The sequence below is a fragment of the Massilia sp. TWR1-2-2 genome (assembly GCF_049897565.1).
In the GTDB taxonomy this organism is placed as follows: domain Bacteria; phylum Pseudomonadota; class Gammaproteobacteria; order Burkholderiales; family Burkholderiaceae_D; genus JAFCUW01.
In genome coordinates, this window is sequence record NZ_JAFCWM010000005.1 from 163231 (window position 1) to 184576 (window position 21346).

Genomic DNA, 21346 nt, shown 5'->3' on the forward strand with positions numbered 1-21346 from the left:
CAACGGGAGCGGCATTGAGCGTTTCGATTTTCGACAGTTTTCTCACCACGTCCGACATGATCGCGGTGTTCGACGATGCCGCCATCGTGCAGGCAATGTTCCAGTTCGAGCAGGCGCTGTCAAAGGCGCAGGCCGATGAAGGACTGCTGCCGGCCAGCGCCGCGCGCGCCATCGGCGCCGTCTGCAAGGCGCAGCTGTACGACATCGGCGCCATCGTCAGTGCCGGCCGCCGCGCCGGCAGCCTGGCAATCCCGCTGGTGAAGGAACTGACTCGCACTGTCGCGCTGTACGACGCTGAAGCGGCCACTCACGTCCACTGGGGCAGCACCAGCCAGGACGTGATCGACACCGCCATGGTGCTGGCCACGCGCGAGGCGCTGCAACTGCTCGACGACGGCCTGCATGATTTGTGCGGCCACCTGCTCGCGCTGGCCGAACGCCACCTTTCCACGCCGGTACTGGCGCGCACGCTGATGCAGCCCGCCCAGGTAACGAGCTTCGGCTTCAAACTGGTCGGCTGGCTGGCGCCGCTGGCGCGCGCGCGCGCCCGCTTGCGCGAATGCGCCGAACGGGCCTTGCAGCTGCAGCTCGGCGGCGCGGTCGGCACGCTCGCCGTCATGGGCGAGCGCGGCCCCGCGGTGGCGGCGCGCATGGCGGCCGACCTGAAACTCAGGCTTGCCGACGCCGCCTGGCACACGCAGCGCGACGAGTGGGTCCGCCTCGGCCTCGAAGTGGCCGTCCTCACCGGCAGCCTGGGCAAGGTGGCGACCGATCTCAGTCTGATGGCGCAAGGCGAAATCGCCGAACTGGCCGAACCGTCCGGCAATGGCCGCGGCGGATCGTCCGCCATGCCGCACAAGCGCAATCCGGTGTCGGCCATGATTGCGCTGGCCGCCGCCACCCGCACGCCGCAGCACGCGGCGGCGCTGCTGGCGAGCATGGGCCAGCAGCACGAGCGAGGCCTGGGCAACTGGCAGGCCGAATTGGCCGAGTGGCCGGCGCTTTTCCTCAGCGCGCACGGCGCCTTGAATGCGCTGAACGATGCCTTCGCGGCGCTCGCCGTCGACTCGGCCCGCATGCTGCGTAATATCGATGCGCTGCAAGGCCTGGTGTTCGCCGAAGCGGCGTCGATCTACCTGGCCGGCGCGATCGGCCGGCCGCAGGCGCACGCACTGCTCGAGCAGCTGACGCAGCAAGCGCTGGCCAGCGGCCGGCCGCTGGCCGAAGTGCTGCGCGACGCCGTGCAGGCCGATGCCGCCTTGCGCGCCCACATCGACCTCTCCCAGCTCGATGCGCTGTTCGACCCGGTCGCCGCCACTACGCCCGCACGCCGCCTGGCAGAACGCCAGTTGCAGGCGCTGCGCACCAGCAGCGCCGACCTTGATTCCGTCCACCCTTTTACAAAGTGATGCCAGCATGAGCTACGACCCTTTCGACCATCAATTCGCGCGCGGCATGCACAACCGCCGCACCGTGCTGGGCGACGCCTGGGTCGACAAGTCGATCGCCAACGCCAACAGCTTCACCGCCGAATTCCAGGACATGATCACTCGCAATGCGTGGAACGACATCTGGGGCCGCCCGGGACTCGACCACAAGACGCGCCGCACCATCGTCCTGGCGATCACCACGGCGCTGGGCTGCTGGGAAGAGTTCGAGCTGCACGTGCGGGCGGCGCTGCTGGCGCCCGACGACAGCCGGCTGGCGCCCGACGACATCAAGGAAGTGCTGATGCAGTCGGCCATCTACGCCGGCGTCCCCGCCGCCAACACCGCCTTCAGCCATGCGCAGAAAATCCTGCGCGAGCTGGCGCCGCAGATCGGCTACGCACTCGAGCCGGTGTCGCCCGCGTCAGTCTGCCATCCCGGCATCGGCCACGAAGGCCGCACCACCAGCCTGCCGGCGCTGCACTACAGCGTGCGCGCGCCGCGCAGCGGCAAGGCGCCGCGCCACACCGTGGTGCTGAGCCACGCACTCGGCTGCGACCTGACCATGTGGGATCAGCTGGCCAACGAACTGGCGGCCGATTGCCGCGTCATCGCCTACGACCATCGCGGCCACGGCAGTTCCGACACCCTGCCCGGCATGGCGACAATGGCCGATCTGGCGGACGACGCCGCGCGCCTGCTGCGCGAACTCGATTCCGGTCCGGTAGTGTGGATCGGCCTGTCGATGGGCGGCATGGCCGGCCAGGAACTGGCGCTGCGCCATCCGTCCCTGGTGCGCGCACTGGTGCTGGCCGATACCACCTCGGGCTATCCGGAAGCGGTGCGCGCGGTATGGGAGCAGCGCATTGCGACAGTGCGCGAACAAGGGATGGACGTGATTGGCGACGCCGTGATGGGACGCTATTTCCATGACGCGTTCCGCGCCGAGCACGCACCGATCGTCGCGCGTTTTCGCCGGCGCCTGGTGACGACCGACGCGCCAGGCTACATCGCCTGCTGCAACGCGGTTGGCAACGTCGACACCATCGCGCGGCTTGGCGCCATCGCGGCGCCGACGCTGGTCATCGTCGGTGAGCTCGACCAGGGCACGCCGGTGGCGATGGCGCAGCAGCTGGCCGACGGCATCCCCGGCGCGCGGCTGCAGGTGCTGGCCGGCGCGTCGCACCTGAGCGCGATCGAGCAGCCGCAGGGATTTGCCGCAGCCATCGTCCGTTTCCTCGCTAACATCTAGCGCGATAGATATCGTTAACGTAAAAACCGTCGTGGGGGGGGGGGGGGGGGGGGGGCCGGGGGGGGGGGGGCAGAGGGATGGGGAGACCCCCCGCTCCCCCTACAAACCACATGCTTTATATATCTAATAAAACCAACCCCCCGCGGGCCCCCCTGTGCGCCCCCCACGACGGTTTATGGGTCAACGCAGTGATTACACGCCCGGATCACGCACCTTCTCGACCTTGTCGAATTCGACGTTGAACATCGCGCCGCCAACCATCTCGCCGCGGCGGATATAGACGTTCTGGATGATGTCGCGCGTGTTGGCGTCGATCGACACCGGGCCGCGCACGCTGGTCCACGCCATGCCTTTCATCGCCGCGATCAGCTTTTCGCCGTCGCTGTCGCCGCCGGTCTTGGTCAGCGCCTGGTACAGCAGGTGCATGCCGTCGTACGCGCCGACCGAGTGGAAGTTCGGCCGCATGCCCTTGTTCGCTTTCATGAACGCGTCGACGTAGGCCTTGTTCTCCGGCGACGGATGCGCGGCCGAATAGTGGTGGCTGCTGACGACGCCGTTGGCGGCGCTGCCGATGGTGGTCAACAGGTCGTCGTCGAGCACGTCGCCGGTGCAGATCAGGCGGATGCCGGCAGCGGCCAGGCCACGGTCGGTGAACTGCTTGAGCACCGCGGCGCCTTCGCCGGACGGCACGAACACGAACAGCGCATCGGGCTTGGCGTCCTTGACGCGTGCCAGGAACGGCGCGTAGTCAGGGTTGCGCAGCGGCGCGCGCAGCGATTCGACCACCTTGCCGCCGCCTTCGGAGAAGCGGCTGATGAACACTTTTTCGGCGTCGATGCCGGGACCGTAGTCGCTGACGAAGGTCGCGACCGTCTTGATCTTGTTCTTCGCCGCCCACTCCGCCATTGGCGCGGTGACCTGGGCCAAGGTGAAGCCGGTGCGCACGATGAACGGCGAACGCTGAGGAATCACCGACGTCGCGGCGGCCATCACGATCATCGGCACCTTCGCCTGCGTGGCGACCGGCGCCGCGGCGAACGCCAGCGGGGTCAGGCCGAAGCCGGCCAGCACTTCGACCTTGTCGCGCGAAACCAGTTCCTGCGCCAGGCGCTTGGTGGTGTCGGGCGCGACGCCGCCGTCATCCTTCAGCAGGATCTCGATCTGGCGGCCGGCAACGGTGGAGCCGTGCTTCTGGATGTACAGCTTGACGGCAGCTTCGATCTGGCGGCCGGTGGAGGCGAACGGGCCGGACATCGGCACGATCAGGCCGACCTTCAGTGGTCCGGCAGTGGCGCCGAACGCGAGCGACGGCAGCAGCCCGGCCGACAGCGCGGCGGTCGCCGTGCCGAGCATCAGGTGGCGGCGTTGTTTGTTGATTGGTTCGGTCATGTTGTCTCCATTATCGTTTTTTGGATGGCGGGGGGGGTTATAGGTCAAGCGACAGCACTGCGCTTTTCGAGCGCGAACAGCAAGGGGTAAACTGGTCGTTGGCAGCGCGTTCCTCGTCCGTCAGGTAGACGTCGCGGTGGTCCGGCACGCCGCCCGTCACGCGCGTCAGGCAGGTGCCGCAGACGCCCTGCTCGCACGACACCGGAATGTCGATGCCGTGTTCGGCGAGTACCTCGACCACAGTGCGGCCGGGTGGAATGGTGAACACCTGGCCGCTGGAGACGCGCTTGACGTCGAATGCGGTGTCGCCGGCGTCGTCCACCGGTGCTGCGCTAAAGTACTCGCGGTGCACCTGCGCGGCCGGCCAGCCGAGGGCATTGGCCGCGCCCAGCACATGGTCGATGTAGCCGCCCGGTCCGCACACGTAGATGTGCGTGTCGGCGCGCGGCGCGCCGAGCTCAGCGGCGCAATCGAGCCTTTGGGCGGCGTCGCCGCTGTCGTAGTGCAGGTGCACGCGCGCGGCGTATGGCGCCGCGGCGATGCGCTGCAGGAATGCGGCGCGTTCCGGCGTACGCGCGCTGTAGTGCATCTCGAAGTCGGCGCCGGCGCCGGCCAAGGCCTCGGCCATCGCAAGGATTGACGTGACGCCGATGCCGCCGGCGAACAGCACGCTGCGCGCAGCCGGCTCCAGCGGGAAATGGTTTTTCGGCGCGCTGATCGTGATCAGGTGGCCGGCTTCGATCTCGTCGTGCATCGCGGTCGAGCCGCCACGCGATGCGGGATCGCGCAGCACCGCGATCAGGTAGCGATGCCGCTCCTGCGGCGGATTGCACAGCGAGTACTGGCGCAGCAGGCCGTCGCGCAAATGCACGTCGATGTGCGCGCCGGCCTCGAACGCCGGCAGCGGCGCGCCGTCGGCAGCGACCAGCTCGAAGCTGCTGATGCCGTCCGCCTCGCTGACCTTGCGCGCAACGCGCACTTGCAGCGTGCTCACGACGGCAGCTCCCTGGCGAGCCACTTGTCGAGCACCTTGCGCGACTGCACGCCGCCAGCGTCGATATTAAGCGCCAGCAGTTTGCGCTCCGGGTACTTGAGGTGATTGGCCTGCTGCAGTTCGAGCATCTGGCGGTCTTCGCTGAAGATCTGGTGCTGGCCGTCGCGGATGGTGGCCGTCAGCGCGGCGTCATCGGCCTTGAAGTTGCGCGCCATGCCCCAGAAGTACCAGTGCGACGTTTCGGTCTCGGGCGTGATGAAGTCGACCACGATGGACGACGCCTTGACCGCGGCCGGCGCATCGTAGCCGCCGTTGCCGGCGTGGGCCACGCCGACTTCGATCATCACGTGCGACGGCGGCGAAAAACGGCACACCTGCCAGCGGTCGACCGGCACGTCGTCGGCCAGGCCGTTGCCGCGCAGGGCGGCGCGCCAGAACGGCGGCGCGCTGATGTTTTCCATGTAGCGGCTGGTGACCACCTGCTCGCCTTCGACGCGGGTGGCCACCGGCGACTCGTCGATTTCCTTCTGGCCGATGGAGGACGCATGCACGTACGTTTCGTGCGTCAGGTCCATCAGGTTGTCGATCATCAGGCGGTAGTCGCAGTTGATGTGAAACAGCCCGCCGCCGTAGGCCCACTCGGGATTGTCGGCCCACTCGAGGTGATGGATCTGCGCCGGGTCGGCCAGCTCCTTTTCGCCCGGCCAGACCCAGATGAAGCCATAGCGCTCTTCGACGGCGTAGCTGCGGATGCACGGGAAGCCGCGCACGCGCTGGCCCGGCATGCTGACGGTCTTGCCGTCGCAGCCCATTTCGAGGCCGTGATAACCGCATACCAGGTTGCCGTCGCGGACAAAGCCGAGCGACAGCGGCGCGCCACGGTGCGGGCAGAAGTCCTCGACTGCGGCGACCTTGCCTTCGGCGCCGCGGTAGAACACGATCTTCTCGCCGCAGACCTGGCGCCCGAGCGGCTTGTCGGCGATTTCGTCCGGCGTGCAGGCCACGTACCATGCGTTTTTTGGGAACATGCTGGTCTTCCTCCTTCATACTTTATTCAAATATTCAGTACACTGAATGTGAAGCCAAGTATACTGCGTTGACCGGCGAAGTAAACGCCCGATTCGAACTTTCCATGCTGCGACGCACAAGACCATGATCAGCAAGCTCCCTACCGCCGACACCGACCTGACCCGGCTCGATGAACACCCGGGTCACCTGCTGCGCCGCGCCCAGCAGATCTCCGTCTCCATGTTCCACGACGAAGTCGGCGGCGAGCTCACGCCGGTGCAGTTCGCCATGCTGCGCTGCCTGGCCGACCATCCCGGCATCGACCAGGTGTCGCTGGCCGGCATTGCCGCCATCGATACCTCGACCGGCGCGACCGTGTGCGCCCGGCTCGAGGAAAAGGGCCTGCTCGAGCGCAAGGTGATACCGCACAACCGGCGCCAGCGCGCCCTGACCATCACGGCCGACGGCGAGCGGCTGCTGGCCAGCCTGGTGCCGGCCACGCGGCGCCTGCGCGAGCGCCTGCTGGCGCCGCTGACGGCAAGCGAGCAACAGCAATTCATGGCGCTGCTCGACCGGCTGGTACGCGCCAACAACGAGCAAAGCCGCGCGCCGTTGGCGAAGCGCGGAAGCTGATCGAGGGGTCAGACCCGATCGAGGGGTCAGACCCGATTCTTCTTTTGGGGTCTGACCCCGGTGTCGTTGGCGCCGGCAAATCCGGCGTCTGACCCTAAGCGCAAAATCGGGTCAGCCCCCTGCTGTTACTGCTGTCATGCCACCGACACCAGGCGGTCGAGTTTGTCGCCGTCGGCCAGCAGACTGGCGCTGTCGGAGTCGTGCACGATGCGGCCGCGGTCGAGCACAATGGCGCGCTCGGTCAGCGACAGCGCCAGGCGCGCGTGCTGCTCCACCACGATGACGGACATGCCTTCGTCCTTCACCAGGCGCCGCACCACGCGCACCAGCTCCTGCACGATGATCGGCGCCAGGCCTTCCATCGGCTCGTCGAGCAGCAGGATGCGCGGATTCGTCATCAACGCGCGCGCGATCGCCAGCATCTGCTGCTCGCCACCGGAGAGCTCGTTGCCCATGTTGTGGCGCCGCTCCAGCAGGCGCGGGAACACTTCGTAGACCTTTTGCAGCGTCCACGGACCAGGACGCGCCACCACCGTCAGGTGCTCTTCCACCGTCAAGGTCGGGAACATGTGGCGCTCCTGCGGCACCCAGCCCAGGCCCGCGCGCGAGCGCTTCCAGGTCGGCACCTTGGCCAGGTCGCCGCCGTCCCAGCGGATCGCGCCGCGGTGCAGGCGCGTAATGCCCATCAGCGTCACCAGCAGGCTGGTTTTGCCGACGCCGTTGCGGCCCAGCAGCGCCAGGCTGTCGCCCTCGTTCATCGCGAACGACACGTCTTCGAGCACGATCGATTCGCCATAGCCGGCGCTGACCCTCTCCACTGCCAGCAACTCACGCATGTTCGGCCTCCCCCAGATAGACTTCCTTGACGCGCGGATCGGCCGAGATTTCAGCAGGCGTCCCCTCGGTCAGCACTTTACCGCCCACCATGACCGTGATGCGGTCGGCGAATCGGAACACCAGTCCCATGTCGTGTTCGATGAACACCACCGTGACGTCGCGCGGCAGCTGGGCGATCACCTCGAACAACTCGCGGCTTTCGGCCGACGGGATGCCGGCGGCCGGCTCGTCGAGCAGCAGGATCGACGGCTTGGTCGCCAGCGCCAGCGCAATTTCCACCAGTCGCTGCTTACCGTACGCCATGCTGCGCGTGACGGTGTTGGCCTCGGCCGTCAGCTTCAGCGTCGCCAGCAGCGCCATCGCCTCGTCGACCACGTCCTGGTGGCTGGCCACGGTCTTGTACCAGACGCCCTGCAGGGCGCGCCGCTCGCTCACCGCCAGCACCACCGACTCGAGCACCGTCATGCCGGCGAACAGGGTGTTGATCTGGAAGGTGCGCGTCATGCCCAGCTTGACGCGCTGGTGCTGCGCCAGGTGGGTGATGTCGGTGTCGCCCATCCAGACCTTGCCGGCGGTCGGCGCCAGGCCGCCCGTCAGCAGGTTGATGAAGGTGGTCTTGCCGGCGCCGTTCGGGCCGATCAGCGCGTGGCGCGCGCCCGGCTGGAACGTCAGGCTGACGTCGCTGTTGGCGGCGAAGCTGCCGAAGCTCTTCGACAGCGCCTCGGTGCGCAGCGTCTGCGCGCCCGGATTGGAGACGGGATTCATGCTTTCTCCTTGACGAACAACTGCTTGAGGCGATCGAGGCCGCCAAGGACGCCGCCGCGCGCGAACAGCACGATCAGCACCAGCAGCAGGCCGATGTAGAACTGCCAATAGGCGGGATTGAGGCCGGCGATGTAGTCCTGCGCCACCATGAACACGATGGCGCCGATCAGCGCGCCGTACAGGCGGCCGGTGCCGCCCAGGACCAGGATGATCAGCAGTTCGGCCGAACGGGGAAAACTCAGCACATCGAGACCGACGAACTGGGTGGTCTGCGCCAGCAATGCGCCGGCCACGCCGGCGACCGCGGCGCTGACGGTAAACACCGCGCGCAGCCGGCGGTTGACGTCGACGCCGATGGCCGGCATGCGCCGTCCACCTTCACGGATGCCGACCAGGCTCAGGCCAAACGGCGACTGCACCAGGCGCCGGATGACGACGAACAGCAGGAACAGGACGACGAAGCTGTACACGTACGCCGTCTTGCCTTCCAGGTCGAACTCGAACACGCCGAACAGCTTACCGACCATCATGCCGGACAGGCCGTCGACGCCGCCGGTGATGAAGGCGGCCTTGTTGGCAGCTTCAAACAGCATCAGGCCGATGCCGAGCGTGACCATCAGGCGCGTCAGGTCCTGGCCCCGCACCACCAGGAAGCCGGTGATGTAGCCGAACAGCGCGGCCACCGCCGCAGCCGCCAACAGGCCGCTGATCGGCTCGCCCCAGCCGTGCACCGCCAGCAGGCCGGCGGTGTAGGCGCCGAGGCCGAAGAAGGCGGCGTGGCCGAGCGAGACGATGCCGGCGTAGCCGAGAATCAGGTCGAGCGACAGCGCGAACAGCGCGACGATCATGATCTGGCTGATCAGGACCAGGTAGCCGGTAAAGGCGAAATAGGCGGCGACCGGCAGCAGCCAGAAGGCGATTTCGAGTGCCGACCAGCGGCCGTTGGCCAGCCGGGGTACAGGCGCGGCCAACTTCGCCGTCACCGGTGCTTCATTCATGATGCTCATGCTTTCCTCCGGATCAGGCCAGCGGGGAAGGCGATCAGCAGCACGACCATCAGGCCGTAGATGACGAAGGCGCCAACCTGCGGCACGTAGTATTTGCCGGCCACGTCGAACACGCCAAGGATGATCGCGGCGAGCAGCGGGCCCTTGATGGTACCGGCGCCGCCGACGGCCACCACCAGCAGGAAGTACACCATGTACTTGACCGGGAAGGTCGGGTCGAGCCCCAGCACGTCGATGCCAAGGCCGCCGCCAAGGCCGGCGAGGCCGGAGCCGAGCGCGAACGTCAGGCTGAACACGCGGCTGACGTTGATGCCAAGGCCGGCGGCGGCGGTCTGGTTGTCGACCGAGGCGCGGATCTGCGCGCCGAAGCGGGTGCGCTCGATCAGCAGGCCGAGGGCGATGGTGACCAGAACGACGACGGCGATCAGGAACAGGCGGTAGGCGCCGACGTCCATGCCGAGCAGCGGAACCTGGCCGCGCAGCCAGTCGGGCAGCACCACCGGTTGCTGGGTGGGGCCAAAGAAGAAGGTGGCGCCGGCCACCGCCATGAAGGTCAGGCCGATCGAGAACAGCACCTGGTCGAGGTGGCTGGCCTTGTAGAGGCGCCGGTACAGCAGGCGTTCGAGCACGAAGCCGACCAGTGCCGCCGCGATGAATGCCAGCGGCAGCGTGGCGATGAACGGCACGCCGAGGCGCGACAGCAGCATGACGCTGACGTAGCCGCCCAGCATGGCAAAGGCGCCGTGCGCCAGGTTGATGAAGTTCATCATGCCCATCGTGACCGACAGGCCGACGCTGATGAGGAACAGCAGGCTGCCGTAAGCGATGCCGTCGAACAGGACGCCGAGGAAGTTACCTAGCATGGCCGGGCCCTCCCCTTGCGCGGGACGCGAGTGTGATTGTCATTGCTGTCTCCTTCTCTTCTTTTGTATGTCTATTTTTTCCGCCAGCGGCGGATCAAACGCGTTCGATCACGATGGCGATGCCCTGCCCCACGCCGATGCACATGGTACACAGGGCGTAGCGGCCACCGCTGCGATGCAGCTGGTACATCGCCGTGGTGACCAGCCGCGCGCCGCTCATGCCGAGCGGGTGGCCGAGGGCGATCGCGCCGCCGTTCGGATTGACGCGCTCGTCGTCGTCGCGCAGGCCGAGCATGCGCATCACCGCCAGGCCCTGCGAGGCAAACGCTTCGTTCAGTTCGATCACGTCCATCTGGTCGAGCGTCATGCCGAGGCGCGCCAGCAGCTTTTGCGTGGCCGGCGCCGGGCCGATGCCCATCACGCGCGGCGCCACGCCGGTGGTGGCCATGCCGACGATGCGCGCCTTTGGCGTCAGGCCATGACGGTCGGCCGCTGCGGCGCTGGCCAGCAGCAAGGCGCAGGCGCCATCGTTGACGCCCGACGCATTCGCCGCGGTGACGCTGCCGTCAGGGCGCACCACGCCTTTCAGCTTGGCCAGCGCTTCCATGGAGGACAAGCGCGGATGCTCGTCGTGTTCGAAAATGATCGGCTCGCCCTTCTTCTGGGCCAGCTGCACCGCGACGATTTCCTGCGCCAGGATGCCATCCTTCTGCGCGCGCGCGGCCTTGGCCTGGCTGTTGAACGCGAACAGGTCCTGGTTGGCGCGGCTGATGGAAAACTCCTCGGCGACGTTTTCGGCCGTCTCCGGCATCGCGTCGGTGCCGTACATCTTCTTCATCAGCGGGTTGACGAAGCGCCAGCCGATGGTGGTGTCGTAGATGGCCGCCTGGCGCGAAAATGCCGTGTCGGCCTTGCCCATGACGAAAGGCGCGCGCGTCATCGACTCGACGCCGCCGGCGATCATCAGGTCGCAGTCGCCGGCGCGGATTGCGCGCGCGGCCGAACCGACGGCGTCCATGCCCGATCCGCACAGGCGGTTGACGGTGGACCCGGGCACGTCTTGCGGCAGGCCGGCCAGCAGCGCCGACATGCGCGCGACGTTGCGGTTGTCTTCGCCGGCCTGGTTGGCGCAACCGTAGATGATGTCATCGATCGCGCTCCAGTCGACGCCCGGATTGCGGCGCATCAGTTCGCGCAGCGGCAGCGCGCCCAGGTCGTCGGCGCGGATGTCTTTCAGCGCGCCGCCGTAGCGGCCGATCGGGGTGCGGATGGCGTCGCAGATAAAGGCGTCGTTCATGGCTGTGCTCCAGGTGCTTGTTTGATTAGTGTGGCGCCGGTGCGCGCCTGCAGTTCGGCGAAATCGAGGCCGGGCGCCATCTCGCGCACTGCCAGGCCGGCCGGCGTGATGTCGAGCACGGCCAGGTCGGTGTAGATTCGGCTGACGCAGGCAACCGCCGTCAGCGGATAGCTGCACTGGTCGACGATCTTGCTTTCGCCCGTTTTGGTCTGGTGGTCCATCATGACGAACACCTGGCGTGCGCCGAGGGCCAGGTCCATCGCGCCGCCGACGGCGGGAATGGCGTCCGGCGCGCCGGTATGCCAGTTGGCCAGGTCGCCGCCGCCGGAGACCTGGAAGGCGCCGAGCACGCAGATGTCGAGGTGCCCGCCGCGCATCATCGCGAACGCATCGGCGTGGTGGAAGTAGGCGCCGCCGGTGAGCAAGGTGACCGGCTGCTTGCCGGCGTTGATCAGGTCTTCGTCCTCTTCGCCGGGCGCCGGCGCCGGGCCCATGCCGAGCAGGCCATTTTCGCTGTGCAGGAAGATCTCGCGGTCGGCCGGCAGGTAGTTGGCGACCTTGGTCGGCAGCCCGATGCCGAGGTTGACGTAGGCGCCTTCAGGGATATCTTGCGCCACGCGGGCGGCGATCTGGTCACGCGTAAAAGGAACGATCACACAGCCTCCCGGACGACACGTTGAACGAAAATACCGGGCGTGACGATCGCTTCCGGATCGAGTTCGCCCAGCGCCACCACTTCGCGCACCTGCGCGACGGTGATTTTTGCGGCGGCCGCCATGATGGGGCCGAAATTGCGCGCCGTCTTGCGGTACACGAGGTTGCCCCAGCGGTCGCCGCGGTGCGCCTTGATCAGCGCGAAGTCGGCGTGGATGGGCGACTCGAGCACGTAGTGGCGGCCGTCGATGAGGCGCGTCTCCTTGCCAACGGCGAGCAGGGTGCCGTAGCCGGTCGGCGTGAAGAAGCCGCCGATGCCGGCGCCGGCGGCGCGAATGCGTTCGGCCAGGTTGCCCTGCGGGGTCAGTTCGAGTTCGATCTCGCCGGCGCGGTACAGCGCATCGAACACCTGCGAATCGGCCTGGCGCGGGAACGAGCAGATGATCTTGCGCACGCGCCCTGCCTTGAGCAGCGCGGCCAACCCGGTTTCGCCGTTGCCGGCGTTGTTGTTGACGATGGTGAGGTCGCGTGCGCCCTGCGCGATGAGCGCGTCGATCAGCGCGGACGGCATGCCGGCGTTGCCGAAGCCGCCGATCATGACGGTGGCGCCGTCGTGCACGTCGGCCACGGCGCGCTCCAGGGATTCAAAGGTTTTGTCGATCACGAGTTGTCTCTTCTATTAAGTGTTCGCTTGTAAATCGTCGAAATGTGTTCGATAATCGAACTAATGTTTTACTACCGCACAAATGAAGTGTAGCGAACCGCCCCCGCCGCGGTCAAGCGAAACATGCGGTGAACACAAACGGCGGCCACTCGACTAGAATCACGCCCACTGGCGCGGCAAGGCGGCGCCCGCAAGGACTCTGACAAGCACATGGCCAAGACAACCTCCAAACCAGCAGCGGCCGCACCGGCGACGGTGGCCGACGCGCCCGAGCGCAGCATCGCCGAAGAGATCGATGCGCTGACCGATCCGAGCTTCATGACGTCGCTGGCGCGCGGGCTGGCGGTACTGCGCGCGTTCAGCGATTCGCGGCGCGCGCTGACGATCGCGCAGATCAGCCAGAAAACCGGGATTCCGCGTGCGGCCGTGCGGCGCTGCCTGCACACGCTCAAGCAGCTCGGGTACGCCGAAGCGGAGATGAACAATTTTTCGCTGCGCCCGAAAGTACTCACGCTCGGCTACTCGTATTTGTCGTCGACGCCGCTGGCGGTGTCGTCGCAGCCGTACCTGAATAACGTCAGCCGCGCGCTCAACGAATCGTGTTCGCTGGCAGTGCTCGACGACAGCGAGGTGCTGTACATCGCCCGCTCGGCGACGTCGCGCGTGATGTCGGTGGCGCTCAACGCCGGCAGCCGGCTTCCCGCGTACTGCACGTCGCTCGGTCGCGTGATGCTGGCCCATCTCGAGCCGGATGAACTGGATGCCTACTTCGCCCGCACCAAGCTGCGGCCGATGACCGAGCGCACGGTGGTGTCGCAAAAGCGCCTGCGCGAAATCCTCGCCGGCGTGCGCCAGCAGGGTTACGCGATCAACGACGAGGAGCTGGAGCTGGGCCTGCGTTCGATCGCGGTGCCGGTGCGCGGCGCGTCGGGCAAGGTGCTGGCGGCGCTGAACGTCGGCGCGCAGGCGGCGCGCGTGAGCACGACGCAGATGGAGACGGAGTTCCTGCCGGTGCTGCAGCGTGGGGCGCAGGAGCTGTCGATACTGCTGCCGTGATCTGGACATAAGGTCGGCAGGCGTTTGCAGTTCGTGCTGTGGGCAACTTCCGCCAGCTTCCGGTCAAAGCAGTTAGCCTGCTACAAAACATATGCTATCGGGTCGACTGCCGTCGAGTCAACGTGACGTACCTTGCGGTACCCATGCTGACTGGTGCAACCGTGCCCTTGATCGTCGACTTTCTGTTGCCCCGCCGCCCTGTTTCGCATCAGGCGAAGGATGCTGCCACAAGGAACGCATGGCGCGACTATGTTTTCGGCAGAGCATTCCAGGCTTGGCCCGCGAGACCACTGCACGACTATCGGCTAAAATTCACCATGGTGTACCTGTCTGAGGACCCGAGGCCTGGTGACATCAATAATTTCGTCAAGCCCATACAAGATGCATTGTGTACGTTGGTTTACGCCGATGACTCCATGATTCTGGACGTTTCTGCCCACATGCGCTATTTGAGCGAGCCAACCGCTATTCGCGGGCTGCCGCGAAAACTGGCTCAGGCCGTCATCGACGGGCAAGCATGCGTCTACGTTGCGATATCGGACTCGTCCGCGCTCGCCGAGGAACTGAAATGAATATGATGAAGAGCTTGCAAGCCGAGCGGTTGATCGCAAAACGGTATGAAGAGCGCGGCTATGTTGTGACTCTCGGGCCGCCGCCATCGAGGATACCGTTCCCGCTGGGCGATCACATACCCGACATACTGGCGACGAAGGGTTCCGAGAATATTCTCATCGAAGTAAAAGCCCCGGGTGCGAGAACAGATTCCAATTCTTATTTTCGTTTGGACCAGCAGGCACAACAGCACCCAGGCTGGCAGTTCATGCTTGTAACCGTGAGCGACGATGAACTTCAACAAAGTGCGTCGAGCCTTACCAGCGACCTCAGCGTCGAATCAATCCGCGAAATCCTACGCAACATGGATGCATTGGTCGACGATGCGAGGATGTCAGGATTAGTTTTACCTGGTCTTTGGATGGCATACGTTTTCGCCCTGCGCATGCTGGTGTTGGAAGAACATGTCGAGACGGACGGCTACACTGACCTCAGTTTGATAAATCGAGCGTATTCTGAAGGGATCATCTCTATTGAGGAATACGAGACAGCCCGACGTCTAATGACGCTTCGCAACCAAGCTGTGCACAGTCTAAAACCGACGGCGACTCCTGCTGATTGCAAGCTTCTGCGGCAAATGGCCGACAAACTCCTGGATCGACTGCCTGCTTCGCTCGCATCGGCGCAAGTGACTGAAGAAACGAGCAAATGAAAACTAGCAGGTAGCGCATCTGCGATCACTAGCTCGCGTGCTTTTGCATGAACACCGAAAGCGGATCCTCCGGATAATCTCCAAACGGCCCCCGGCACTGGTAACCCAGGCGTTCATACAAAATAAGCGCTTCACGCATCGTCGGGCCCGTCTCCAGCATGAAGGTGCGGCATCCCTGCTGCTCTGCTTTCGCTTCCAGGCTTTCGATCAGCCTGCGGGCGACTCCGTTGCCGCGTGCCGTCGGGCGCACATACATCCGTTTGATTTCGCCATACTCCGGCTTGATGACGATGGCGCCGCAGCCTATCGGTGCGCCATCGGCAGTCCGAACTACGGCAAACAGGACACTAGGATCGAACAGCGATGCCATGTCCAGCGCGTAGACGTTTTCGGGCGGATAAAGCGAATACAAGTATGCATCCAGTTCACCGATCAATTCGTGTACATCAGGTTGATCTGGGGTTTCGAATGCAATCTGCATGAGCCGCTTCCGCTATCGTTGTGGGGGATTGAACCAGTTTATCACTGCCTTGCCCAGGCACCGGCAACCGGCGGGGCGGCCGCTCGATACCTGACGATGCAAAACGAAAAAAAGGCGGCCGAAGCCGCCTTTTTTTGCATCAACGCTTAGAACATGTGGCGCAAGCCGCCCATCAAACCATTCTGCGTCTTGCCCGCACCAACCGTGCCGCCGGCATCCAGCGCCACTGCCGACGTACCCTTGTTCTTCATCTGGCCAATCGCTGCGTAGACCGCGGTGCGACGGGAGAAGTTGTAGGTCGCGCGCGCGGCCATGAAGGTGACGTCGTTCGGGCTGTCCTTGGTGTCGCGCTTTGCGACCTGGGCGTCGATCACCACTGCCGGCGTCAGCGGGTGGCTCACGCCGAGGTAGTACAGGTCCAAATCGGACGGACCGGTGACGGCGCGCAGCTTGCGCGCGATGATGCCGGCGCCGATCTTGGTCGCGCCCAGCATCGCGTAGCCGTTCAGCGTGGTGCGCTTGTCGGTGTTGGCGCTGCTGGCGAGCCCGCCGGCGGCGCCGGTGTTGCCGTACAAAACGTCGTACGAGGCGCTGACGCCGAATGCCTTGGTGTCGTAGGCGAGCATGCCGGTGACCTGACGGCAGGCTTTCGAATTGCCGGCTACTTCGCCGGCGCAATTGGTCGCGGCAGGGCCGCCGGCGGCGGACGTATCGCGGCCGGTGCTGTAGGTGGCGCCCACGGTCACGCCCGAAAACACGCCGAGGTAGCCGATGGCGTTATCGCTGCGCGCGTTCGGCAGGTAGCCGTCGATGCTGCCGATGGCGAACAGGTTCGGTCCGAGCACGTCGGCCTTCTGCGGCGCCAGGTAGGTCATGTTGTTCTGGCGGCCCAGCGTGAAGGTGCCGAAGGCGCCTTTCAGGCCGACGTTGGCCTGGCGGCCGAACAAGCGGTTGCCCTGGCCGATGGTGCCGCTGTCGAGGCCGAAGCCGTTTTCCAGCACGAAGAACGCCTGCAGACCGTTGCCCAGGTCTTCGGTGCCGCGAAAGCCGATGCGCGACGGGAACGAGCTGGTCAGCGAAGGCATCTTGAGGATATTGTCGCCCGCCGCGTTGATGTTGGTGGTGTAGACCAGGCCGCTGTCGACGATGCCGTATACGGTCACCGAACTCTGGGCCATGGCCGCGCTTGCGCACAGGCCGCAAAGCAAGGCGCAAGCGCTGCGAATCGTGTTATTCATTGTGTTGTCTCCTATGGGTTGTAGAACTGGGCCCTGCTGAAGCAGGATATTAGTGACCAAATTATTTGTGCGGTAATCGAACAATAGGTTGTTTATCGAACGCTGATTGGATACTATTGTTACCGCGACGCATTGTCAAGAACACAGTTCCGTTAGTTCATGAGACAGTGTCGTCCGCGCGCGACACCGCTTGCCGGCTCGAATTGGCAGGCGCCGTGCGCCCCAAATCAAACGCACCGGAGACTGAAATGACAATCAAAAACACCGCCGCGCTGGCGGCGCTGGCCGCAGCGACGATGCTCGGCGCGCCGCTGGCGCAGGCGCAGGACACCATCAAGGTCGGCTTGATCGCGCCGTTCTCCGGCCCGTTCGCCGACTACGGCAAGCAGATGGAAGGCGGCATCAAGGCGTACATGGCGCTGCATGGCGACACCGTCGCCGGCAAGAAGATTCAGATCATCATGAAGGACACCACCGGCCCGGCGCCGGAAGTGGCCAAGCGCCTGGCGCAGGAACTGGTGGTGCGCGACAAGGTCGATTTCCTGGCCGGCTTCGGCCTGACGCCGGAAGCGATGGCGGTCGCGCCGATTGCCGAGCAATCGAAGACGCCGATGATCATCATGAACGCGGCGACGTCGGTCATCACCACCAAGTCGAACTACATCGCGCGCTTCTCGATGACGCTGCCGCAGATTTCGGCGCCGATGGGCACCTGGGCGAGCAAGAACAACATCCGCAAAGTGGTCACGCTGGTGGCCGACTACGGTCCCGGCATCGATGCCGAAACCGCGTTCAAGGAGACCTTGGTAAAAGGCGGCGGCACGGTGACCGAGGCGATCCGCGTACCGCTGAAAAATCCCGATTTCTCGCCGTTCATCCAGCGCATCAAGGATGCCAAGCCGGATGCGGTGTTCGTGTTCGTGCCGGCCGGCGAGCAGAGCATTGCGTTCATGAAGGGCTACCGCGAGCGCGGCCTGGCCGAAGCCGGCATCAAGGTCATCGGCACCGGCGACCTGACGGACGACCACGTGTTGCCGGCGATGGGCCCGGCAACCTTGGGCGTGATCACGACGTTCCACTATTCGGCGGCGCACAAGTCGCCTGAGAATGCGGCATTCCTGAAGAGCTTCGCCAGCGCCAACCCAAGCGGCGGCCGGCCGAACTTCATGGCCGTCGGCGCGTACGACGGCATGGCGGCGATCTACGAAGTAGCGCGCAAGCTGAACGGCAATATCGACGGCGACAAGGCGATGGCAGTGCTGAAGGGGATGAAGCTGAACAGCCCGCGAGGCCCGATCATGATCGATCCGGCCACCCGCGACGTCGTGCAGACGGTGTATGTGCGCAAGGTCGAGCAGGTCGGCGGCGAACTCTACAACGTCGAGTTCGACAAGTTTACCGACGTCAAAGATCCAGGCAAGTAATCGCACAACCGGGGTCAGACCTAGGTCTGACCCCGTGCTGCCGGTCTGACCCCGTGCTGCCGCCGTTACATCAACCGACGTTGGCGCCACGCGCCGCCAACGCCGCGCGCACGCCGGCGCCGTAAGCCGGGTCGGCCTTGTCGAAGTGGCCCAGCTGGCGCTGCAGGATGTCGGCATCGACCTGGCTCAGCGGACCGGCCAGGTTGCTGCACAAGCTCAGCTTTTCCTGCGCCGTCATCAGGCGGAACAAGTTGCCGGCCTGGGTGAAGTCGTCTTCCTTGCCGCGTCCATCGTAACGTCCGGCCGCGCCGCTCAATGCCAGCGGCGGTTCGCCGTTGCCCATGCCGCTGTCAGGCAAGCCGGCCGCCTCGACGGTGGCGTAGTTGCGCGATGCGCCGCCGTTTTGCGCCACCATCTCGCCATCACGCTGCTGGTTGTAGACCGGGCAGCGCGCCGCGTTGACCGGCAGATGCTGGTGATTGGTGCCAACCCGGTACAGCGCCGCATCGTGATAGCCGAACAGGCGACCCTGCAGCATCTTGTCGGGCGAGTAGCCCAGGCCCGGCACCGCGTTGGCCGGCGAGAAAGCCACCTGCTCGACGTCGGCGTGGTAATTGTCGGGATTGCGGTTCAGCTCGAACACGCCGACCAGACGCAACGGGAAGTCGCCGTGCGGCCAGACCTTGGTGACGTCAAACGGGTTCCAGCCGTTGCGCGCTTCCCATGCGACCAGTTGCTGCTCGGTCGCCACCTGCAGCTTGACGTCCCACTGCGGGAAGTCGCCGGCGGCGATCGCATTGAACAGGTCGCGCTGCGCGTAGTCCGGATCGCTGCCCGCCAGTCGGCCGGCCTCGTCCGCACTGAGGTTCTTGACGCCCTGGCGCGTCTTGATGTGCCACTTCACGTACACGCGCTCGCCGGCAGCGTTGATCATGCTGTAGGTGTGGCTGCCGAAGCCGTGCATGTGACGGTAGCCGTCCGGCGTGCCGCGCTCGGAAAACAGGATCGTCACCTGGTGCAGGCTCTCCGGCGCCTTGCTCCAGAAATCGAACATCATGTTCGGCGACTTCAGGTTCGATTTCGGATCGCGCTTCTGGGTGTGGATGAAGTCGGGGAACTTGATGGCGTCCTTGATGAAGAACACAGGGGTGTTGTTGCCGACCAGGTCCCAGTTGCCTTCTTCCGTATAAAAGCGCATCGCGAAGCCGCGTGGATCGCGCTCGGTGTCGGCGCTGCCGCGCTCGCCGCCCACGGTGGAGAAACGCAGGAACGTTTCGGTTTTCTTGCCGATTTCGGAAAACAGCTTCGCTTTGGTCAGCGCGGTGATGTCCTCGGTGACCGTGAACGTGCCAAACGCGCCGGATCCTTTTGCGTGCACGACGCGCTCGGGAATGCGCTCGCGGTTAAAGCGCTGCAGTTTCTCGATCAGGTGAAAGTCCTGTAACAGCAGCGGGCCGCGCGGGCCGGCGCTGAGCGAATTCTGGTTGTCGTCGACCGGGATGCCGGAGGCGGTGGTGAGGATAGGCTCGTTCACGATGTTTCCTTAGGTGCGTTTCAGTTAAGCAATAGTAACGTACGCAAGCAATAGTCGCAGGCAATAATTTTTATTGTCTCAATAGCCAAAGGCTAAGTGCGCTAAATGCCTTCCAGACTCATCGCGCGCACCGCCGCGCGCAACTGCGCGTGCAGGCGCGCGCGCTCCTCGTCCTTCATGTCGGGAAACATGACCATCTCCACCGCCCTCACTTTGGCGTCGCACTCGCGCAGGATCGCCTGGCCCCGTTCGGTCAGGCTGATCTGGATGATGCGGCCGTGCGTCGGATCCGGATTGCGTTCGATCCAGCCCTGCACTTCCATCGTCTTGACCATCTCGTTGGCCGACTGCGGCGAAATCATCGTGCGTACCGCCAGCTGCGCATTCGACAGCGCACCCTGGGCTCGAAACACCGACAGCGCCGTGTACTGCGACACCGACAGGCCGAACGGCGCCAGGCAATCGCGCAGGCGCTTGTTGAGCACATGGTCGAGCCGGCCTACCAGGTAAGCTAGGCCGAGCGGCTTGACGCCGTCGTCATGCGATGGGGATAAGTTTGCGGGGACCATAAAATTCAACTTGTACAGCGGGACAGGTGTGTATAGTATAAGTTACATATCAGGTAGCCTGATAACAAACTTACTCAAGAGGAGACATTGTATGTCCAAATATGCCGCGCGCTGGCAAACCGTGAAGGTCGATGTCGAGAACGGCATCGGCTGGATCACCCTGAACCGGCCCGAAAAACGCAACGCGATGAGTCCTACGCTCAACCGCGAAATGATCGACGTGCTCGAAACGCTGGAACTCGACGACGAGGCGCAGGTCATCGTGCTGACCGGCGCCGGCGATGCCTGGACCGCCGGCATGGACCTGAAGGAATACTTCCGCGAGACCGACGGCAAGCCGGAAATCATGCAGGAACGCATGCGCCGCGACTGCTCGCAGTGGCAGTGGAAGCTGCTGCGCATGTACAGCAAGGCTACCATCGCGATGGTCAACGGCTGGTGCTTCGGGGGCGCCTTCTCGCCGCTGGTCGCCTGCGACCTGGCCATTGGCGCCGACGACGCCGTGTTCGGCCTGTCCGAAATCAACTGGGGCATCCCGCCGGGCAACCTGGTCAGCAAGGCGGTCGCCGACACCATGGGCCACCGCGAAGCGCTGTATTACATCATGACGGGCGAGACCTTCACCGGCGTGCAGGCGGCGCAAATGGGCCTGATCAACAAGAGCGTGCCGAAAGACCAGCTGCGCGAGACCGTCATCGCGCTGGCCGAAAAGCTGCTGGCAAAGAACCCGGTCGTGTTGCGCTATGCTAAGCAGGGCTTCAAGCGCGCGCGCGAACTGACGTGGGAACAGGGCGAGGACTACCTGTACGCCAAGACCGACCAGTCGAATTATCGCGACCCGGAAAAGGGTCGCGAGGAAGGCCTCAAGCAGTTCCTCGACGACAAGACGATCAAGCCGGGCCTGCAAACGTACAAGCGCAGCTGAAGCACGCAATCCAACGATAGAGGCGGCAGCCGCCCCGGCGGCATGCCAATCATCCAATTAACAGA

The 21346-nt window shown here is 65.0% G+C and carries 22 protein-coding genes; 8 read left to right on the plus strand and 14 right to left on the minus strand.

Features of this window, described 5'->3' with window-relative positions; genetic code table 11:
- Positions 1-14: 14 nt before the first annotated feature.
- Together pcaB and ACP7DD_RS06795 are read left to right on the plus strand one after the other, a co-directional pair.
- Positions 15-1409, plus strand: coding sequence for a 3-carboxy-cis,cis-muconate cycloisomerase (pcaB, locus tag ACP7DD_RS06790; RefSeq protein ID WP_426173951.1), 1395 nt, complete (start codon positions 15-17; stop codon positions 1407-1409).
- Positions 1410-1416: 7 nt separating this feature from the next.
- The gene (locus ACP7DD_RS06795) at positions 1417-2679 is read left to right on the plus strand and encodes an alpha/beta fold hydrolase (protein WP_426173952.1); all 1263 of its coding nucleotides are present in this window, start codon (positions 1417-1419) and stop codon (positions 2677-2679) included.
- A 192-nt stretch (positions 2680-2871) separates the two neighbouring features.
- On the opposite strand, the gene ACP7DD_RS06800 is transcribed toward ACP7DD_RS06795, so the two are convergent.
- Genes ACP7DD_RS06800 through ACP7DD_RS06810 form a run of 3 tightly spaced genes read right to left on the minus strand, consistent with a single transcriptional unit; the run spans position 2872 to position 6090 of the window.
- Positions 2872-4068: an ABC transporter substrate-binding protein gene (locus ACP7DD_RS06800; RefSeq protein WP_426173953.1), complete on the minus strand. Its 1197-nt coding sequence runs from the start codon at positions 4066-4068 to the stop codon at positions 2872-2874.
- Positions 4069-4105: 37 nt separating this feature from the next.
- Positions 4106-5062: a PDR/VanB family oxidoreductase gene (locus tag ACP7DD_RS06805; protein WP_426173954.1), complete on the minus strand. Its 957-nt coding sequence runs from the start codon at positions 5060-5062 to the stop codon at positions 4106-4108.
- Positions 5059-6090 (minus strand): Rieske 2Fe-2S domain-containing protein, encoded by a 1032-nt coding sequence (locus ACP7DD_RS06810; RefSeq protein ID WP_426173955.1) that lies wholly within the window; start codon positions 6088-6090, stop codon positions 5059-5061. Before ACP7DD_RS06810 ends, ACP7DD_RS06805 begins: the two co-directional genes overlap by 4 nt.
- Before the next feature lie 124 nt (positions 6091-6214).
- On the opposite strand from ACP7DD_RS06810, the gene ACP7DD_RS06815 reads away from it, so the two are divergent.
- Entirely contained in the window at positions 6215-6703 is a 489-nt protein-coding gene (locus tag ACP7DD_RS06815) for a MarR family winged helix-turn-helix transcriptional regulator (protein WP_426173956.1), read from the plus strand.
- A gap of 134 nt (positions 6704-6837) precedes the next feature.
- On the opposite strand, the gene ACP7DD_RS06820 is transcribed toward ACP7DD_RS06815, so the two are convergent.
- The 7 genes from ACP7DD_RS06820 to ACP7DD_RS06850 form a co-directional block, all read right to left on the minus strand.
- Positions 6838-7539 (minus strand): ABC transporter ATP-binding protein, encoded by a 702-nt coding sequence (locus tag ACP7DD_RS06820; RefSeq protein ID WP_426173957.1) that lies wholly within the window; start codon positions 7537-7539, stop codon positions 6838-6840.
- Positions 7532-8305, minus strand: a complete 774-nt coding sequence (locus tag ACP7DD_RS06825) for an ABC transporter ATP-binding protein (RefSeq protein WP_426173958.1) — start codon at positions 8303-8305, stop codon at positions 7532-7534. The genes ACP7DD_RS06820 and ACP7DD_RS06825 overlap by 8 nt, the downstream gene beginning before the upstream one ends.
- Positions 8302-9312, minus strand: a complete 1011-nt coding sequence (locus ACP7DD_RS06830) for a branched-chain amino acid ABC transporter permease (protein WP_426173959.1) — start codon at positions 9310-9312, stop codon at positions 8302-8304. The genes ACP7DD_RS06825 and ACP7DD_RS06830 overlap by 4 nt, the downstream gene beginning before the upstream one ends.
- Positions 9309-10175, minus strand: a complete 867-nt coding sequence (locus ACP7DD_RS06835) for a branched-chain amino acid ABC transporter permease (RefSeq protein ID WP_426173960.1) — start codon at positions 10173-10175, stop codon at positions 9309-9311. The genes ACP7DD_RS06830 and ACP7DD_RS06835 overlap by 4 nt, the downstream gene beginning before the upstream one ends.
- Before the next feature lie 94 nt (positions 10176-10269).
- Positions 10270-11472 carry a 3-oxoadipyl-CoA thiolase gene (gene pcaF, locus ACP7DD_RS06840; RefSeq protein ID WP_426173961.1) on the minus strand — a complete coding sequence of 401 codons (1203 nt, stop codon included), beginning with the start codon at positions 11470-11472 and terminating at the stop codon, positions 10270-10272.
- Positions 11469-12128: a CoA transferase subunit B gene (locus ACP7DD_RS06845; protein WP_426173962.1), complete on the minus strand. Its 660-nt coding sequence runs from the start codon at positions 12126-12128 to the stop codon at positions 11469-11471. The genes pcaF and ACP7DD_RS06845 overlap by 4 nt, the downstream gene beginning before the upstream one ends.
- Positions 12125-12790 carry a 3-oxoacid CoA-transferase subunit A gene (locus ACP7DD_RS06850; RefSeq protein WP_426173963.1) on the minus strand — a complete coding sequence of 222 codons (666 nt, stop codon included), beginning with the start codon at positions 12788-12790 and terminating at the stop codon, positions 12125-12127. The genes ACP7DD_RS06845 and ACP7DD_RS06850 overlap by 4 nt, the downstream gene beginning before the upstream one ends.
- Positions 12791-13000: 210 nt before the next feature.
- Between ACP7DD_RS06850 and ACP7DD_RS06855 the strand changes: the two genes are divergently transcribed.
- The 3 genes from ACP7DD_RS06855 (at position 13001) to ACP7DD_RS06865 (ending at position 15110) form a co-directional block, all read left to right on the plus strand.
- A complete protein-coding gene (locus ACP7DD_RS06855) occupies positions 13001-13846 on the plus strand; it encodes an IclR family transcriptional regulator domain-containing protein (RefSeq protein WP_426173964.1) in 846 nt (281 codons plus the stop codon).
- A gap of 143 nt (positions 13847-13989) precedes the next feature.
- Positions 13990-14418: a RusA family crossover junction endodeoxyribonuclease gene (locus ACP7DD_RS06860; protein ID WP_426173965.1), complete on the plus strand. Its 429-nt coding sequence runs from the start codon at positions 13990-13992 to the stop codon at positions 14416-14418.
- Entirely contained in the window at positions 14415-15110 is a 696-nt protein-coding gene (locus tag ACP7DD_RS06865; protein WP_426173966.1) for a hypothetical protein, read from the plus strand. The genes ACP7DD_RS06860 and ACP7DD_RS06865 overlap by 4 nt, the downstream gene beginning before the upstream one ends.
- 28 nt (positions 15111-15138) lie before the next feature.
- Here the strand turns inward: ACP7DD_RS06865 and ACP7DD_RS06870 are convergent, their stop codons facing one another.
- Both ACP7DD_RS06870 and ACP7DD_RS06875 read right to left on the minus strand, forming a co-directional pair.
- Positions 15139-15591, minus strand: coding sequence for a GNAT family N-acetyltransferase (locus ACP7DD_RS06870; protein ID WP_426173967.1), 453 nt, complete (start codon positions 15589-15591; stop codon positions 15139-15141).
- 146 nt (positions 15592-15737) lie between these two features.
- Positions 15738-16829, minus strand: coding sequence for a porin (locus ACP7DD_RS06875; protein ID WP_426173968.1), 1092 nt, complete (start codon positions 16827-16829; stop codon positions 15738-15740).
- Between the two features lie 248 nt (positions 16830-17077).
- Between ACP7DD_RS06875 and ACP7DD_RS06880 the strand changes: the two genes are divergently transcribed.
- Entirely contained in the window at positions 17078-18253 is a 1176-nt protein-coding gene (locus ACP7DD_RS06880) for an ABC transporter substrate-binding protein (RefSeq protein WP_426173969.1), read from the plus strand.
- Between the two features lie 70 nt (positions 18254-18323).
- Here ACP7DD_RS06880 and ACP7DD_RS06885 read toward each other — a convergent pair whose 3' ends face one another.
- Positions 18324-19787 carry a catalase gene (locus ACP7DD_RS06885; protein ID WP_426173970.1) on the minus strand — a complete coding sequence of 488 codons (1464 nt, stop codon included), beginning with the start codon at positions 19785-19787 and terminating at the stop codon, positions 18324-18326.
- A 101-nt stretch (positions 19788-19888) separates the two neighbouring features.
- The gene (locus tag ACP7DD_RS06890) at positions 19889-20356 is read right to left on the minus strand and encodes a MarR family winged helix-turn-helix transcriptional regulator (protein WP_426173971.1); all 468 of its coding nucleotides are present in this window, start codon (positions 20354-20356) and stop codon (positions 19889-19891) included.
- A gap of 91 nt (positions 20357-20447) precedes the next feature.
- Here ACP7DD_RS06890 and ACP7DD_RS06895 point away from each other — a divergent pair, with 91 nt between their 5' ends.
- Positions 20448-21281, plus strand: coding sequence for a p-hydroxycinnamoyl CoA hydratase/lyase (locus tag ACP7DD_RS06895; RefSeq protein WP_426173972.1), 834 nt, complete (start codon positions 20448-20450; stop codon positions 21279-21281).
- Positions 21282-21346: the final 65 nt, after the last annotated feature.